General features: G+C 58.8%; 17 protein-coding genes. 12 read left to right on the forward strand and 5 right to left on the reverse strand.

The genetic code is table 11. The annotated features are described in order from the left end of the window. The first annotated feature begins 168 nt into the window (after positions 1–168). The 12 genes from MOST_RS00910 (at position 169) to hypE (ending at position 11,491) form a co-directional block, all read left to right on the forward strand. On the forward strand, positions 169–810 hold the full coding sequence (locus MOST_RS00910) for a response regulator (RefSeq protein WP_054938233.1): 642 nt from the start codon (positions 169–171) through the stop codon (positions 808–810). 410 nt (positions 811–1,220) lie between these two features. Further along, positions 1,221–2,273, forward strand: coding sequence for a 4Fe-4S dicluster domain-containing protein (locus MOST_RS00915; RefSeq protein ID WP_054938232.1), 1,053 nt, complete (start codon positions 1,221–1,223; stop codon positions 2,271–2,273). A 2-nt stretch (positions 2,274–2,275) separates the two neighbouring features. Then, complete coding sequence (locus MOST_RS00920; protein ID WP_054938231.1) at positions 2,276–3,124, forward strand: FAD/NAD(P)-binding protein; 849 nt, start codon at positions 2,276–2,278, stop codon at positions 3,122–3,124. Next, a complete protein-coding gene (locus tag MOST_RS00925; protein ID WP_054938230.1) occupies positions 3,121–3,882 on the forward strand; it encodes an NADH-quinone oxidoreductase subunit B family protein in 762 nt (253 codons plus the stop codon). Before MOST_RS00920 ends, MOST_RS00925 begins: the two co-directional genes overlap by 4 nt. Continuing rightward, positions 3,879–5,162: a Ni/Fe hydrogenase subunit alpha gene (locus MOST_RS00930; RefSeq protein ID WP_054938229.1), complete on the forward strand. Its 1,284-nt coding sequence runs from the start codon at positions 3,879–3,881 to the stop codon at positions 5,160–5,162. Before MOST_RS00925 ends, MOST_RS00930 begins: the two co-directional genes overlap by 4 nt. A gap of 3 nt (positions 5,163–5,165) precedes the next feature. Beyond that, positions 5,166–5,636, forward strand: coding sequence for a hydrogenase maturation protease (locus tag MOST_RS00935; protein WP_054938228.1), 471 nt, complete (start codon positions 5,166–5,168; stop codon positions 5,634–5,636). Next, positions 5,626–5,970: a hydrogenase maturation nickel metallochaperone HypA gene (hypA, locus tag MOST_RS00940; protein WP_083476846.1), complete on the forward strand. Its 345-nt coding sequence runs from the start codon at positions 5,626–5,628 to the stop codon at positions 5,968–5,970. The genes MOST_RS00935 and hypA overlap by 11 nt, the downstream gene beginning before the upstream one ends. Positions 5,971–5,974: 4 nt before the next feature. Beyond that, positions 5,975–6,667 (forward strand): hydrogenase nickel incorporation protein HypB, encoded by a 693-nt coding sequence (gene hypB / locus MOST_RS00945; RefSeq protein WP_054938226.1) that lies wholly within the window; start codon positions 5,975–5,977, stop codon positions 6,665–6,667. Then, the gene (hypF, locus tag MOST_RS00950) at positions 6,604–8,937 is read left to right on the forward strand and encodes a carbamoyltransferase HypF (protein WP_054938276.1); all 2,334 of its coding nucleotides are present in this window, start codon (positions 6,604–6,606) and stop codon (positions 8,935–8,937) included. The genes hypB and hypF overlap by 64 nt, the downstream gene beginning before the upstream one ends. Next, positions 8,928–9,194: a HypC/HybG/HupF family hydrogenase formation chaperone gene (locus MOST_RS00955; RefSeq protein ID WP_054938225.1), complete on the forward strand. Its 267-nt coding sequence runs from the start codon at positions 8,928–8,930 to the stop codon at positions 9,192–9,194. The genes hypF and MOST_RS00955 overlap by 10 nt, the downstream gene beginning before the upstream one ends. Positions 9,195–9,227: 33 nt before the next feature. Beyond that, the gene (gene hypD / locus MOST_RS00960; protein ID WP_054938224.1) at positions 9,228–10,343 is read left to right on the forward strand and encodes a hydrogenase formation protein HypD; all 1,116 of its coding nucleotides are present in this window, start codon (positions 9,228–9,230) and stop codon (positions 10,341–10,343) included. Between the two features lie 125 nt (positions 10,344–10,468). Continuing rightward, positions 10,469–11,491 carry a hydrogenase expression/formation protein HypE gene (hypE, locus tag MOST_RS00965; RefSeq protein ID WP_054938223.1) on the forward strand — a complete coding sequence of 341 codons (1,023 nt, stop codon included), beginning with the start codon at positions 10,469–10,471 and terminating at the stop codon, positions 11,489–11,491. A 390-nt stretch (positions 11,492–11,881) separates the two neighbouring features. On the opposite strand, the gene MOST_RS00970 is transcribed toward hypE, so the two are convergent. From MOST_RS00970 to MOST_RS00990, 5 genes are all read right to left on the reverse strand, one after another. Further along, positions 11,882–12,697, reverse strand: coding sequence for a thiamine pyrophosphate-dependent enzyme (locus MOST_RS00970; RefSeq protein ID WP_054938222.1), 816 nt, complete (start codon positions 12,695–12,697; stop codon positions 11,882–11,884). A gap of 20 nt (positions 12,698–12,717) precedes the next feature. Then, entirely contained in the window at positions 12,718–13,893 is a 1,176-nt protein-coding gene (porA, locus tag MOST_RS00975; RefSeq protein ID WP_054938221.1) for a pyruvate ferredoxin oxidoreductase, read from the reverse strand. Then, positions 13,871–14,161 (reverse strand): 4Fe-4S binding protein, encoded by a 291-nt coding sequence (locus MOST_RS00980; protein ID WP_106006986.1) that lies wholly within the window; start codon positions 14,159–14,161, stop codon positions 13,871–13,873. The genes porA and MOST_RS00980 overlap by 23 nt, the downstream gene beginning before the upstream one ends. A 50-nt stretch (positions 14,162–14,211) precedes the next feature. Continuing rightward, positions 14,212–14,787, reverse strand: a complete 576-nt coding sequence (locus MOST_RS00985) for a 2-oxoacid:acceptor oxidoreductase family protein (RefSeq protein ID WP_054938220.1) — start codon at positions 14,785–14,787, stop codon at positions 14,212–14,214. Between the two features lie 100 nt (positions 14,788–14,887). Beyond that, the coding region (locus MOST_RS00990; RefSeq protein WP_106006987.1) for a GlgC family sugar phosphate nucleotidyltransferase at positions 14,888–16,812 on the reverse strand (1,925 nt) is incomplete at its 5' end.

Consider the following 16,812-nt stretch of genomic DNA (forward strand, 5'->3'; position numbering starts at 1 on the left):
ATGGAGGCTTGTTGCCAGTAGGAGGGGCGGATTAGCTCCTTGTTTTTCGCAATTTTCTTTCTTTATATGCGATGTATTGAACAAATTATCACTAGCGCATATAATGCTATTAGAAAGTTAACTATCTACAGTCCTCGCGAACAATATTCTGAACGGCAGGGGACGGCCATGACTGTCAGAAAGCGCCTCCTCCTGGTTGACGATCATACCCTCATCCGCAAGGGCCTACGCCTGCTCATGGCCGGCTGGGAAGGCTTTGAAGTAGTAGGCGAGGCCGCTGACGGCCATGAAGCCATCGAACTGGCCCTGGAACTACGGCCGGATATTGTCCTGATGGATATCTATATGCCCCGCCTGAATGGCCTGGAGGCAACCCGCCGCCTTAAAGCTCTGCTGCCGGAAATCAAGGTGGTAATCCTGACGGTGGCTGACGACGACGAAGCCTTCCGGGCGGCCATGGAGGTCGGTGCCGAAGGTTACCTGTTAAAAACCGTCGAACCCCAACATCTCTACTACCTGCTCCAGGAGGTAGCCCGCGGGGAGGTACCCCTGGCCTCTGCCCTGACGAAAAAAATCCTGCCCCAGCTTAAAGCCCAGGAAAAAGGCGACCTTTTAAGCCCGCGGGAAAAAGAGGTTCTGGGTCTGGTTGCCCGGGGCTTAAGTAACCGGGAAATCGCCGGTCGACTCTTCATCAGCGAGAATACCGTTAAAAACCACCTGCGCAGCATCCTGGAAAAACTGCAGACCAAAAACCGCCAGCAGGCTGTCCATTACGCCCTGCAGCACGGTCTGGTAAAGTTAAGGGAATAGGTCTGGAAGCCAGGGCATTCCATATACGGAATTACCTTTGCCTACCCCTTCACGACAAATTTAAAGGAATAGTCCGAAAGGACTATCATAATTAGTCCTTCCGGGTCTGCCTGGGGATAAGAAAGAAGGTTTATGTTAAAAGTGAACTTCCTAGCAAGGCGAGGGTGAGATCTTTAACGGAGTAACAGGTAACACTCTTTTTATCCCACCATGCAATGAGAGCAGGGGTAGAGGGTATTTTAAACCTGGAGAAAGGAGGTTATCGTGAGGTAAGTTCTAGATGATACTTTCACACTTCTATCAAGGCCATAAAGTGACAAGAGAAAGTAATGATAAGGTTGGCGCTATTTTTTAAAAGTTATCTTTGTGATGGCACCTGCAAGTACATAGTCTTCAGGAGGTGGAGATTAATGTCCGTAGCCTATGCCCGCCAGGCAGAGTGGGGTATACCCCAGCTCTACCATTTACCTGCGGCAAAATTAAACCCCTTCCTCCAGGAGTTAAAGGAGTATTACACTGTCATCGGCCCAGTAGCCAAAGGAAAGGAATTTATTTTCGCGCCGGTATCTGACCCCAGCGAGCTGGCCCTTGATTATCAAACCACCCTGCTGCCGCCCAAGAAAGTGCTGCACCTCCCCTTTGAAGTTCTTTTTTCCTTCCACGAAGACCAGCAAATCGTCGAAACCGCGCCGGAGCAGCGGCCCCAGGTCATCTTCGGCATTCATCCCTGTGATGTCCACGCCATCTTAATCCTGGATAAAGCCTATACTGCCGAATATCCCGATCCTTACTATATTGCCAAACGCCGCAATACCCTCCTGGTGGCCCTCAACTGCGCGGAACCGGGGGAAAACTGCTTCTGCCAGTCCCTGGGCACAGGGCCGGATCTAAAGGAAGGCTATGACCTCTTGCTTACCGACCTGGGCCACGGTTATCTCATCGAGGTCGGCAGCCCCCGGGGTCGGGAATTAGTCCAGACCATAGACCTGGCTCCTGCTCCCCGGGTAGCCATGGTGGAGAAACAAAAGGTACTGGAAAATGCCCGGCGCAAGTTTCATAAGAAACTCAATACCCAGGGCTTGCATGAACTCCTGGAAGAAAACTTCCGCCACCCCATCTGGGAAGAACTCATGCACGATTGCCTGGCCTGCGGTTCCTGCACCATGGTCTGCCCCACCTGCTTCTGTTACAACGTGGTAGATAAGATTGACCTCAATCTCAAGAGCGGCAAGCGCCAGCGGGAATGGGATTCTTGCATGCTGCTGGAATACGCCCAGGTGGCCCTGGGCCATAACTTCCGCAAAGACCGGGATGCCCGGGTGAAACAGCGGATTTACCATAAACTGGTCTACTATGAGCCCCAGTTTGGTACCCTGGGCTGTGTCGGTTGTGGCCGCTGCATCAAGACCTGTGTCAAGAAAATCGACATCACCGATGTCATCAGCCGGCTGAGGGGGGAATAGGGGTGTTAAATCCATTTAAGCCCGAACGCGCCGTCATCAAGGAGATTATAAAGGAAACGGCAGATACCACCACCTACACCTTCAGCTTCCTGGACAACGGGGGGCGCCAGGAATTTCGCTTCCGGCCGGGTCAGTTTAACATGCTCACCATCTTCGGCATCGGCGAGGCGCCCATTTCCATCAGTTCCAACCCGGCCGATCTGGAGACCTTCCAGCATACCGTCCGCCATGTGGGTAACGTCACTAATGCCTTGAGTAAGATGCAACCCGGCGCTATGGTGGGTATCCGCGGGCCCTATGGCACGGGCTGGCCCCTGGATGTTTTACCCATCAAGAACCTGCTAATTGTTGCCGGCGGTATCGGCCTAGCCCCTTTACGGCCGGTTATCCAGGAAGTCATTAATCGCCGCCAGGAATTCGGCCAGGTGGAAGTCCTCTACGGTGCCCGCACCCCGGCAGAACTTCTTTATCCCGCCGAGTATGACACCTGGCGCCAGGCAGGGATATCCTTACGCCTGACAGTAGACGCCGTACCAAGCGGCAACACCTGGGAGGGACAGGTAGGAGTGGTCACCGACCTTTTCCGGTACATGTCATCCCGGCCGGAAGAAACCACCGTTTTTACCTGTGGCCCGGAGATCATGATGAGCTACGTTGTGAAAGGGTTGCTGGCCCGCGGCTTCCGGCCAGAGCAAATCTACGTTTCCCTGGAGCGGCGCATGAACTGTGGCGTCAAAAAGTGTGGCAAGTGCCAGATCGGGCCGAAGTTCGTCTGCCGCGACGGCCCCGTTTTTGCCTATGCCGAGCTTTTAACCTTACCGGAAGAAGTTTTAGGAGGTGCGGGCAGGTGACCAAACCCCGTGTTGCTGTCTATAAAATGAGTTCCTGCGCCGGCTGCCAGCTGGAGATCCTCAACCTGGAACCTATCCTGCTGGATCTCCTGGGGGCAGTGGAACTGAGTTATTTCGTCATGGCCCGCCGGGAAAACGAGCCCGGTCCTTACGACATTGGCCTGGTGGAAGGCGCCATCACCTGTGGGGAAGAGATTGAGCGGCTAAAAAAAGCCCGCCAGGAGTGTCACCTGCTGGTGGCCCTGGGTTCCTGCGCCTGTTACGGCGGCCTGCCTTCCATTAAAAACTGGCAGCCCCAGCGGGTGGTAGAAAGCCGCGTCTATGATAACCTGGCGGCCATCCATTCCACCACTGCCTACGGCATCGACTACTACGTACCGGTCGATGCTTACCTCAAGGGCTGCCCAGTTAGCCGCGAGGAATTACTTGATTTTATTAAAAGTACCCTGCTGGGTGTGCGGCCCTATTTAAGGCCCCACAGTGTCTGCGTGGAGTGCAAGCTGCACGAAAACGTTTGCCTTTTCGTAACCGATGGGGCGATCTGCCTGGGGCCGGTCACCACAGCCGGCTGTGGCGCCCTCTGCCCTTCCCGGGGTAAACCCTGCGACGGCTGCCGCGGCCCGGCTAACGACGCCAACACCGTCTCCCTGGCCCAGACCATGGTTTCTCACGGCTTGCACCACAGCGACATTATGCGTTACTTCCGCAAGTTCGCCGGCATGACGCCGGAATTCAGCAAAGGGGCGGAGGCTGTATGACGGAACAGGCCATCCAGGTCGACTACATCGCCCGGGTTGAGGGCGAAGGAGCTTTAAAGATTAAGGTCAAGGACGGCAATATCAGCGAACTTCAGTTGCGGATCTTCGAACCGCCGCGCTTTTTCCAGGGCTTCCTGGTAGGGCGGCGCTACGACGAAGTGCCGGGCATCGTCTCGCGCATCTGCGGCATTTGCCCCGCTTCCCACCAGCTAACGGCCATCCAGGCCCTGGAAGACGCCCTGGGTGTCGAGGTCAGCCAGCAAACGAAGGATTTACGCCTGCTGCTGGCCTTAAGCCAGTGGATCCAGAGCCATACCCTGCACATCTATTTCCTAGCCTTGCCCGATTTTTTAGGCTACGAGAGCGCCATTGCTCTAGCCAGAGACCACCTGCCGGCAGTGCAAAGGGCTCTGGAGCTTAAGCGCCTGGGCAACGATCTCACCATGCTGGTCGGTGGCCGGGAGGTGCATCCCGTGACGCCGGTCGTAGGCGGCTTTACCTCCGTTCCCAGCCGGCAGGAACTGCAGGCTATCGGTGAGCGCCTGGCAGTTGCCCGGGCCGATGCCCTGGCCACCATTGACCTGGTAGCTTCCCTGTCCATACCCGTCCTGGAGCGGGATTGCGAACACGTTGCTTTAACCGACACTGACAGTTATGCCGTCAACAGCGGCCGGCTGGTTTCCACTAAAGGCCTCAACATCCCAGCCTGGCAGTACCGCAGCCATATTAAGGAGCGCCACCTGGAGCATTCCAACGCCCTTCACTCTTACATTGAAGGCCGGGGCAGTTTCCTGGTGGGGCCCCTGGCCCGGGTCAACCTCAACCTGGAAAAACTCACCCCCGCCGCCCGCAAGTTAGCCAAAGAGACCGGGGTTTTTCCCACTGGCAATCCCTTTTACAGCGCCCTGGCCCGGTCCATCGAACTCCTGCACAGTATCGATGCCTGCTTGGCACTAATCGACCGTCTTGACCCTAGACCGGAAGAAGTTCCCTATACCGTTCAAGCCGGGCAGGGCTTTGCCATCACCGAAGCACCGCGGGGGGTCCTCTACCACAGCTACCGCCTCAATAACCAGGGCCTGATTGAAGAGGCAGATATTGTCACCCCGACGGCCCACAACGTGGCCAGCATGGAAGAAGACCTACGGGCCTTTGTGCCCGGTGTCCTGGACCTGCCCCTCGAAGAAGCTACCCTGAAGTGTGAAATGGTCATTCGTAATTACGACCCCTGTATCTCCTGCTCAGTCCATGCCTTGCGCCTGGAGATCGAGAGGGAATAAGCCATGGCCAAAGTGGTTATCGGCTGCGGGAACCCCCTGGCCGGCGATGACGGCGTGGGCCTCAAAGTAATTGAAGAACTGGAACGCCGGGGACTGCCGCCGGGTGTCAAAACCATCCCGGCCGGTCTCCCCGGCCTGGCCCTGCTGGGCTACTTGCGTGGGGCCGAGCAGGCCGTCATTGTCGACGCCGTCCATGCTGGCCAGGAACCTGGTACCGTAATCTGCTGCCAGGAAAAGGACCTGGCTCGGCTTTCCTGGCGGAGCCTCTCTTTACACAGTTTAGGTATTGGTGAAGCCCTGGCCCTGGGACGGCTGGTGGACCCGGCCAACTTCCCGCCGCGGTTAATCCTGGTGGGCATCCAGGCCGGTTCACTGACACCGGGACAAACTAATTTAAGTCCCCCGGTAGCTGCCGCCCTGCCCCTGGCCGTGGCAACCGTCTACCAGCTTTTAGGCGGTGGTAATGGTGCATGAACTGGCCCTGGCCATGGAAGCAGTGCGCCTGGTAGCCCGGGATGCTGCCCGGCGGGGTTGCCAGCAGGTTACAAGGGTAAAGCTCCTGTGTGGGGAATTGACGGCAGTCATGCCGGAGGCCATGCGCCTGGCCTTTACCTGTGCCAGCCGGGGCACGTTGCTGGAAGGGGCGCAGCTGGATATTACCACCTCTCCGGCCTGGGCGCAGTGCTCATGTTGTGGTGAGGAATTCCGGCCGGAAGAATGGCTCCTCCTCTGCCCCCGCTGCCATACCCCCGGCGCCCGGCTCTTATCCGGCCGGGAAATGGAAGTGGTATCCTACGAAGGGAAGTGAAAATATGGCTGACTTCAAGGTTATCCTGGCCCAGGACCTGCGGCAGGCCAACCGTGACCAGGCTGCGGCCAACCGGGCCCGGTTTAAAACCAGTGACGTAATGGTAGTTAACCTGATCAGCAGTCCCGGGGCCGGCAAGACCAGCATCCTGGAAGCTACCCTGGCCCGCCTGGCCGGGGAGATGAAGATAGGAGTCATCGAAGGTGATATCGCCACCAGCCGCGACGCCGCCCGTATCGCCGGCTGGAAAGTACCGGTAGTGCAAATCAACACCGCTGGTGCCTGCCACCTGGATGCCGCCCTCATTGCCGCCGCCCTGCCGGAGCTACCCCTGGAAGAGCTGGATTTGCTCTTCATCGAAAACGTCGGCAACCTGGTCTGCCCGGCCGAGTTTGACCTGGGCGAAGACGTCAAGGTTGGCATCTTAAGCGTTGCTGAAGGCAGCGACAAGCCTTTAAAGTACCCCCTGGTCTTCCAGGAAGCACAGGTCCTGCTCTTAAATAAAATTGATCTCCTGCCCTATACCGACTTCGACCTGGCCGCCTTCCGCCAGGACCTCAAAGCTTTAAACCCCAATCTTCTGGTAATAACCCTCTCGGCGCGTACGGGAGAAGGTCTTGAGGAATGGTTTTTATGGCTCAAACAGCTGGTAGCCTCGAAAAAAAAGCAAACCTCCCCCTGCGGCGCTACCGCCTGACCCTCCAGGGTATCGTCCAGGGCGTCGGCTTCCGCCCCTTTGTTTACCGCCTGGCCCGGACCTGGGGCATCCGGGGAGAGGTCTATAATGCCAGCAGCGGGGTGTGCATTGACGCCGAAGGTGAAGCAGAACAGCTGGAAAGCTTTATCCAGGAGATCCTGACCCGGCCGCCTCGCCTGGCCAGGATCTCCGCCTGGCAACAGGAGGAATTGCCCCCTAAAGGCTGGCGGGATTTTACCATTAAAACCAGTATGGCCGGGTTAGAACAAAAGGTTGTGGCCTCGCCTGATGTAGCCCTGTGCCCTGATTGCCGGCGGGAAATCCTGGACCAGGCTGACCGTCACTATCGTTATCCCTTTACCAACTGTACCTGCTGCGGCCCCCGTTTTACCATAATTTACTCCCTCCCTTATGACCGCGCTCGGACGGCGATGGCCCCTTTTACACTCTGTCCTGATTGTGCGGCTGAGTATGTCAACCCCGGCGACCGGCGTTTCCATGCCCAGCCCGTAGCCTGCCCGGCCTGCGGGCCCCGGGTGACCTTGCTGGATAATAAAGGGCAACCGGTAGCCGGAGACTGGCTGGAACAGGCAGCATCCTTCCTCCGCCAGGGTTGCATCCTGGCCATCAAAGGCCTGGGAGGGTTCCACCTGGCCGTTGATGCCACCAATCATGAAGCCGTAACCAATTTACGCCATCGCAAAGGGCGCCTCACCAAGCCTTTCGCAGTCATGGCCCGGGACCTGGCCATGGTCCAAAAATACTGCTATGTCAGCCAGGATGAAGCCGGCCTCCTGGCGGCGCCGGCAGCCCCCATCGTCGTCTTACGCCGGCGTCCTGCTACCGATCTCGCCCCGGAGGTAGCGCCGGGACTGAGTAGCCTGGGAGTCATGCTACCCTATACCCCCCTGCACCTGCTCCTCCTCCAGGCTGGCCCGCCCCTGCTCGTCATGACCAGCGCCAATATCAGTGACCTGCCCTTGATCAAAGAGGAGACAAAGGCTCTGCAAGAGCTGGCCGGTGTGGCTGATTATTTCTTAAGCCACAACAGGGAGATAGTCAACCGCTGCGACGACTCCGTGGTGGCCTGGCGGCTGGGGGAGACCCATTTTTACCGGCGTTCCCGCGGCTTTGTCCCGGCAGCCTTACAGCTCGACCTGCCGGATGGCCCGGATGTCCTGGCTGCAGGTAGCGATCTGAAAAATACCTTCTGCCTGCTTAAAGGCAGGGAAGCCTTCTTAAGCCAACATATCGGCGACCTGGCCACAGTAGAAACCCAGGTAGCCTGGCGGGAAGCCTTAGAACGCTTACAGGTTTTATGCGGTTGCCGCCCGGAAATTATTGCCTGCGACCTCCATCCTGCCTATTTCTCCACCCGCCTGGCCCGCGAACTGGGTTCTAACGTGGTCGGCGTCCAGCACCACCATGCCCACCTGGCCAGTTGCCTGGCTGAAAATGGTATTACCGAGCCGGCTTTAGGGTTAATCTGTGACGGCACCGGTTACGGCCTGGATGGCGCCATCTGGGGCGGGGAAATTTTGCTGGGCTCCTATAACGGTTTCCAGCGCCTCTATCACCTGCGCTACGTCCCCCTGCCCGGCGGCGACCAGGGAGCGCGCCATCCCTGGTATATGGCCGTGAGCTACCTATACTACTACCTGGGTCCCGGCCCGGGGACAGCCGCGGCCCGGGAACTCTTTGGCCGGCAGGGACCGGCCCTGGAGATAGTCCTGCAGATGCTCAGCCGTAATTTCCAGCTCGTTCCCACTTCCAGCGTGGGCCGGCTGTTCGATGCCGTCGCCGCCTTATGTGGCATCTGCCTGGAAAATACCTACGACAGCCAGGCCGCCTGTGCGCTGGAGGAAGCCGCCCTGGCTGCCGGAGACGAACAGGCCAGCTGGCCGCCCTATCCCTTTGCCCTGACTGGCGCAGAAATGGACCCGGGAGCAATGATTAAAGCCATCTGGCAGGACTTGCAGCAGGGTGTAGCGGTGCCTGTTATTGCTGCCCGCTTTCACTGCACCCTGGTAGAAATGCTTCTCCAGGCCCTCCAGCTGGCCGCCAGCTTTACCGGCCTGCGGGGGGTGGCCTTGAGCGGCGGGGTATGGCATAACAGCCTCTTGCTGGAAGGAGTAAGCCGGGAGCTGGCCAAAAGGGGATTTACCGTCTATCGCCACCGGTCCGTGCCGCCCAATGACGGCGGCCTGGCCCTCGGCCAGGCGGTAATTGCCAGGACCACCTGGAAGGAGGAGACGGCACCATGTGTCTAGGAGTACCGGCCCGCATCATAGCCATTGATACTGACGGCGTGCAGGCCACAGTGGAAACCCGGGGCGTCCAGGCCAGGGTCAGCTTGGCCCTGGTAGAGGGCTGCCGGCCCGGCAGCTATGTCCTGGTCCACGCTGGCCATGCCATCAGTATAATTGATACGGAAGAAGCTAAGGCCCGCTTGAGCCTATGGCAGGAGCTAATCACATTTAGGGAGGAGGCATCCTTGGATGCTAATACCTCCTCTAGCGAACTATAAAAATGGTGGGTGTATAGGGGGAACAGTCTAAGGATGGAAACGTGGAGCACCTATCACCACCAGAAGGACCTGGCCGCCAGGCTCCTGGTCAAGGTAAAAAACCTGGCCGCCGCCATAGCAAGCAAGCTTGGCCGCCGGCCGGTAATCATGGAGGTGTGCGGTACCCATACGGTAGCCCTAGCCCGCACGGGACTGCGCAGCCTACTGGCTGGATGCATCGATCTGCGCAGCGGGCCCGGTTGCCCCGTCTGCGTAACCGCCCCCGAAGAGATAGATTACATGCTTTGCCTCGCCCGACAGCCGGGAGTCATCATTGCCACCTTTGGCGACATGGTACGCGTCCCGGGCAGCAGTGGTTCGCTGGAAAAGGCCAGGATAGAAGGCTGCCAGCTCCAGGTTTGCTACAGCCCCCGGGAAGCTGTGACCCTTGCGCGTTCCAATCCCGATCGAGAAATTGTTTTTTTAGGAATAGGCTTTGAAACTACAGCCCCTGCTGTGGGGCTGGCCGTGAAAGAGGCCGCGGCCCTCAGACTCAAAAATTTCAGCATTTACAGCGCCCATAAGCTGGTACCACCGGCCCTGGCAACCCTGGCCGCCGACCCGGAGTTAAAGCTGGATGGACTGCTCCTGCCGGGGCACGTCAGCGCCATCCTCGGCCGGCAGTCCTTTGCTTTCCTGGCTAAAGAATACAAGTTAACGGCAACCATTGCCGGCTTTGATGCCCTGGATATCCTGGGGGCTATGCTGGAACTCCTGGTCCAGATCCAGAGAGGAGAAGCGCAGGTCAGTAACGCCTACCCGCGGGTAGTCAGCGAAACAGGTAACCTCAAAGCGCAGGAAATTTTAAGAGAAGTTTTCTCTCTGGCTCCCGCCAACTGGCGCGGACTGGGGTTGATTCCCCTTAGCGGGCTGAAATTGAATACTGCCTACCAGGCCTTTGATGCCACCCGCCGCTGGCCTCTGGAATTAAAGCCAGTTCCATCACCGGCCGGTTGCCTTTGCGGCAGCGTTTTAAAAGGCCTCTGCCTGCCAACGCAGTGTACCCTTTTTGGCCGTCGCTGCACCCCTCTCCGTCCCGTAGGTCCCTGCATGGTATCCTCGGAGGGTTCCTGCGCCGCCTACTACCGTTATTCCCGGGAGGCGGTATGAATTGCCGGGAGGTAGCTGGTAACATATTATCAGGCGGCTCAAATTAAGTCCCGCGGCACCATCATAATACATCACGCCGGGAGTTATGTTAGGCCATTTTTTACCAGTGGAAAAGGAGAATTCCTATGGCCGGTTACGAGCCCTTTAGCAACACTATTTCTCTGGCCCATGGCGATGGTGGCGAATTAACCCACCAGTTGATTACCGGAGTTTTTTTGAAATACTTCCATCACGATGCCTTGCAACCTTTAAACGACGCCGCCCTAATCCCCGGCCCGCCCTGCCGCCTGGCCCTAACCACCGATTCCTTTGTCGTCAAGCCTCTCTTTTTTCCGGGCGGCAATATCGGTACCCTGGCCGTCAACGGTACAGTGAACGACCTGGCCGTCAGCGGCGCCCGTCCCCTTTACCTCACCGTGGGGCTGATTCTAGAGGAGGGGCTGCCCCTGCCGGTCCTGGAAAAGGTAATCGCCGCCCTGGCCGCAGCCGCCCAGGAAGCTGGCGTAGCCATTGTTGCCGGGGATACCAAGGTGGTGGAGCGCGGCCACGGCGACCAGATTTTTATCAATACCACAGGCCTAGGCCTGGTGGCAGATAATATTCACCTGGGCTGCCACCGCGTCCGGCCCGGCGATGCGATAATCTGCAGCGGCGCAATAGGGGACCACGGCCTGGCCGTCCTCGCGGCCCGGGAGAATTTCGGTCTCAAGGGCCTTAAGAGTGACTGCGCCGCCCTCCATACCTTAATCCTGCCCCTGCTGGAGAATTTCCCTGGAGCCATTAAGTGGCTGCGCGACCCCACCCGGGGCGGGCTGGCGACGACGGTGAAAGAGCTGGCCCTCAGCGCTCAAGTTGACGTTATCCTCAGCGAAGAAGCCATCCCCGTCCATGACAGCGTCCGCGGCGGGGCGGAAATCCTGGGCCTGGATTACCTCTACCTGGCCAATGAAGGTAAATTCTGCGCCGTTGTCGAGAGTTCCGCCGCCGAAGAGATCCTGGCCTTCCTCCGCCGGCACCCCCTGGGCTGTGAGGCCGCCTTGATCGGCGAAATTAAAGACGGCAGCGGCCGCGCCCTGTTGCGCACCACCCTGGGTGCCACCCGGGAACTCTATCTTTTGAGCGGCCAGCAGTTACCGCGGATTTGTTGATTCCTGGGGAACAAAAATTTGCTAAGTAGGATTGCATCGATAATCCCTTTTGTGTAAAATTATGTCTAGGGAACTATTGGTAATCGGATAGGTCCCACCTACCGGGAGTATTTACCGAATGGAGGTGGGACCAATGACCGTTGCTGAAACGCTGCAACTTGTCGAGGTTCTAATCCTCTTTATCACCCTGGTGCTCCTGATTACCAAGGGGGAAATAAGCTAAAGCCCTTGTACTGCTGCAACAGTACAAGGGCGAGTTTAAGAACCCCGGTAAGTGGGGCCCCCATGGGATCCGATTATCATAGTTCCCTCTTCTAGGTATAATTATTTCGTTTTATATGCCGAATGTCAAGCCCTGTAGGGGCTTTTTTATTCGAGGAAGACCGAGTTTTATCCCGGCAAATGGGCAAACCTGGCCTGGGGCGCCAAGTAGTCGCGCAAAGGGCGGGGATGGGCGATTTCTTTTACCGTCAACCGACCGTTTTCGTATTCGGCCAGGGGCCATTGCCCGGTCTGGACGGCCAGGCGGGCGAGTTGCACCGTCAGGTCGCTGCGGTAGCCCCAGCCCGGCGGGCAGGGGGAGAGGACCTGGATGTAGGCCGGGCCTTCCACCTGCATGGCCTTTTGCACCTTGGTTAGGTAATCCTGGGGGTAGCCGATGCTGGCCGTAGCTGCATAGGGGATATTATGGGCAGCCACAATACCCAGCATATCCTTTTTGGGCCGTTCTTCCCCCCGGCCCACACTGCCGACAGGGGTCGTCGTGGTCCGCGCCCCTAAAGGTGTGGCCCCGCTCCGCTGTACGCCGGTATTCATATAGGCTTCGTTGTCATAGCAGATGAAAATAAAATTATCGCCGCGCTCGATGGCGCCGGATAAAGCCTGGAGCCCGATGTCCACGGTACCGCCGTCGCCGGCCAGGCCCACGACCTTGACCCCTTTTTTCCCCCGGCGTTTCAGGCCGGCCACCACCCCGGAAACGGCCGCCGCCGTGCTGGGGAAGGTTACATTGACGCAGGGAACTTTGAAGGCCAGTTGGGGATAAAATGTGGTTACCCCCAGCAGGCAGCTCGGCGTGGTGACAATAACCGTTTCCGGCCCCAGGACCTTCAGGGCCATGCGGACAGCGAGAATCCCGCCGCAACCGGCGCAGGCATAAGAACCCTGCACCAGTTCTGCATCAGGCAATTCTTTTATTTTAACCATTGGTACCTACCTCCAGGCTTTTACTTCTGCCAGCCGCCGCTAACAACCAGTTCTTCGCCCCTGTCCTGGCGCCGTACCGCCTCCAGGCAATGGCGGAAAATATCTGCCAGTTCCTCCTGGCTGATATCGCGGCCGCCCAGGCCGCCGATAAAGCCGGCCACCTGCGGCTGTACCGGCAGGCCGGCCACGGCCGCTTTAATTTCCGTGGCCAGCACCCCTTCATAACCAAAGGAACAATCACGATCCAGGACGGCCACCACCCTGGCCCTGGTGAGGGCCGCCTGGAGGTCTTCCACCGGGAAAGGCCGGAAACTCCGCAGGCGCAAAAGGCCCACCGCTTCGCCCTGCCGGCGTAAATAGTCCACCACTTCCCGGGCCGTGCCGGCGGTGGCGCCCATGACGACCAGCACCACGGCGGCATCATGGCAATAATAAGGGTCCACAAGGCCGCCGTAGCTGCGCTCGAAGTGGGCCTGGAACTCCCGGTCTACTTCCTTAATAACTTCTTTCGCCCGCAGCATGGCCTGCTGCTGGTAATACTTGAAGGCAGGATACAGGTCCGGCCCCGCACCAACGCCGAAGACATAGGGCCGCTGCGTGTCTATGGTATACTCCGGCCGGTAGGGCGGCAGGAAGCGGTCCACGGCCTCCTGGTCCGGTACGTCCACAATTTCTTCCGTGTGGGAGAGGACATAGCCGTCCAGGCAGACCATAACCGGCGTCAGCACCTCCGGGTGGGCCGCAATTTTATAGGCCTGCAGGCAGGTGTCCAGGGCTTCCTGGGCGGTTTCCACGTAGAGCTGGATCCAGCCCGTATCGCGGCAGGCAATGGCGTCCTGGTGATCGGCCCAGATGGTCCAGGGAGCCGCCAGGCCGCGGTTGGCCACGGCCATAACCATGGGTACGCGGCAGCCACTGACGAAATGAAGCATTTCAAACATGTAAGCCAGCCCCTGGGAAGAGGTGGCTGTAAAGACCCGCGTTCCCGTCACAGCTGCCCCGTAGCAGGCCGCCAGGGCGGCATGCTCGGATTCCACCCGTATGTAGTCCGCCTCCATGGAACCATCAGCTATATATTCGGCTATTTTCTCCACAATGGTCGACTGAGGAGTAATGGGGTAAGCGGCCACCACTTCCGCCCGGGCGAGCCTCACGGCTGCCGCCACCGCCTCGTTACCGTTCAAGTAGGCGCGCATCGTTACTACCTTCTTCCACCAGGGCCAGGGCCTGCCGGGGGCACTCGGCCACACAGATGCCACAGCCCTTGCAAAAATCTAAATTCAGGCTAACTATACTTTCGCCCCTGGTAAAGCAGCCTTCCGGGCAAAAGAGCCAGCAGTTCAGGCAGTTATTGCAACGTCCCGGGTCCAGGACCGGCCGCACCAGTCTCCAGGAACCGGTAGTGGTACTCAGGCAGGGGGTCGCCAGGTTGGGACCTTTCCTCAAATCACCTTCAGCCAGCACTGGCTACCGCCCCTTTCAGCCCGGCCAGCAGGTCACCTTTTACCTCTACTTTAACCCGCACTGGCAACAGCCTCCTTCTCAACCAAACCTTTTGCCAGGGCAAAAGCCTGCCTGGCTACGCTAATGTTTTTCGCAGCCAGCCCTTCCGGGAGGACGTCGGCAATGGCTTTTTCTACCGCCTCCAGGGAAAGGAGGCCACTTACCCCGGCCAGGGCCGCCACCATGGCGGTATTGACTATAGGAACGCCCAGGACCTCCCGGGCCAGGCGGGTGGCGTCGAGGTAATAGACCCTGGCTCCAGCCTGCACCCGGCTGGTTACCACCTCCCAGCCGGCATTGATGAGGACCGTCCCCCCGGTTGCCAGCCCGGCAAAGACATCGGTGCTGTCCAGCAAGGTGGCGTCCAGGACCACCACATAATCAGGGTTATAGATCTGGCTGCGGTCGCGGATGGGCTGTTCATCCAGGCGGGTAAAGGCCGTCACCGGCGCGCCCCGCCTTTCCGTGCCAAAGGAAGGAAAGGACTGGGCATACCGGCTGCCGTAGAGGGCTGCCGCCAGGCCAAAGATGCGCGCCGCGGTAACGGCGCCCTGGCCGCCGCGACCATGCCAGCGAATCTGCAGCATTTTTCCACCTCCCACCGGTTATATTTTACCACCAGGTAATATCAGTAGCAAGTAATATTTGTCAATAGAAAAACCCGGCGTTCAGCCGGGTAAAAATATTTTACTTGCCTCCATGAATTAATTCCCTTAAGCGCCGCTCATAAAATCCGGCCAGCTCTTCAGCCATCTCCTGGGAAAAGGCTTCGCTGTAAATGCGGTAATGAGGTGTTTCCCCGTCAGGTAATACCAGGGACCAGCCGTCTTGATGGCGTATCTGGACCCCATCTAGTAGTTCCACCCCTTCAGCCGGTTCCTCGCTGATCAAGGTGCGCATGACCCGGCCCTTGGCTTCCCAGGGACAGGGCACGGTCCGGGTGACGGTATGGACAGCCGGCAGGACGGCCACGGCCCCGGCCAGGTTCTCATCCCGCCGGGCCAGCCAGTCCAGGATATAAAGGAGGGCTGCCAGGGCATCCAGCTGCAGGTGTTGCTGCTCCGGGACGGCTTCGCCATCCACCCTAGCCATGGCTTCCTGGTGGATACCGGGATGGCTCTTCACTCGCTCTACCCTTCCTCCCAGGCGCCCGGCCACCAGTTCCACCACCCGGGATGCCGTCACCGGCAGGACCAGGCGCGCCTCCCGGTTGGCTTCCAGGTAGACCTGGGCCAGCAAGGCCTGTTGCTGGGAGGGTGTTAACCGGCGGCCTTCACCGGTAAAAAGGATTAATTCCTCGCCATTTTGATCCATGGCTGCTCCCAGGCCCGCACCATACCGCTTGATTTCTGCGGCGAAAAAGAGCATATCCTCCTGGATGGCCCCCCAGCCTTTGGCCGGATCGAAATCCAGCCGGACCACGTCGGCCCCGGCCCGCTGTAAAACCTCAGCGGCCAGGGCGGCTATTTCTCCCTGGCACCCCAGGGCTATCCGTATCGGCCTTCTCTTTAGCCTTGCGTCCCCCAGGGTTGACAATAACCACTCGCGGTAGGTTTCCTTCAGGGCCGGGAAATAGGTAGTGGCCTGTACCTCTTTCACCTGGCGGCCGTCTTCCCGCCAGTAGAGGTTTTCGATTTTACGCACCGCTCCAGGGGCTAAATCGTGGCCGCGCTCATTGACCAGGTGCAACCAGACCTTATCCCGGTTAGCAGCATCCTGTTTAATATGGCAGCCACCAGCCAACCTTAAAGAGCGAACGGCAAAACGATGGACCGGGGTTGGTAACTGGCCCAGGTCGGCCACCTTGACCCCGGCAGCCATCAGGCCGGCGGCCATGGCCTTAAAGAGCATTTCCCCGGCCCCACCGGCAAAGGTGCTCAAGCCCACCATGGCCCCTGGTTTAAAACTGGCCCCATAGGCCAGCCCCATCCGGGTGACCTGGAGGGGGGTTAAATCTCCTTTCAGGTAACCTGGCGCCTGGCTGCCAACAAAGAGGGGCCGGCCCGTTCCCTGGCCCCAGATGAGGCTTTCATGCACCACCGTCTCCCGGCCTAAGATTTTCTCCGGCCAGACCTTTACCTCCGGCCGCACCTCCGCCCCGGCGTCTACCTGGCTGCCGTCGCCGATAACCGCGCCTTCATAAATCCGCACCTGCCGCTGCAGGCTTGCCCGGCTGCAGACCACTGACCCCCGGAGGCTGGCTCCTTCCCCGACATACACATTATCCCAGAGGATAGACCGTTTGACACTGGCCCCTTCTTCCACCCGGGTGTATGGCCCCAGTACGGTAAAAGGCCCGACCGCAGCCCCGGGGCCGATATGGCAATAGCTGCCTATCAGAACCGGGCCTTCAATCCTGGCCGCAGGGTCAATCTCCACCCCTTCACCGGTAACAATACCCTTACCCCGGTCTTCGCCCACCACCCGGACTTTAACTTTACCGCTTAAGATGTCTTCCTGGGCCTGTCTATATTGCGTTAGATTACCAATATCGCACCAGTAGCCGGACAGGGTTATCCCATAGAGGGGTTTTTTATCTTTCAGTAAGCGGGGGAAGAGGTCCTTGCTGAAGTCAAAGGACTCCCCCTCCGGCACCAGTTCCAGGACCTCGG

Source organism: Neomoorella stamsii, from assembly GCF_002995805.1.
In the GTDB taxonomy this organism is placed as follows: domain Bacteria; phylum Bacillota; class DSM-521; order Neomoorellales; family Neomoorellaceae; genus Neomoorella; species Neomoorella stamsii.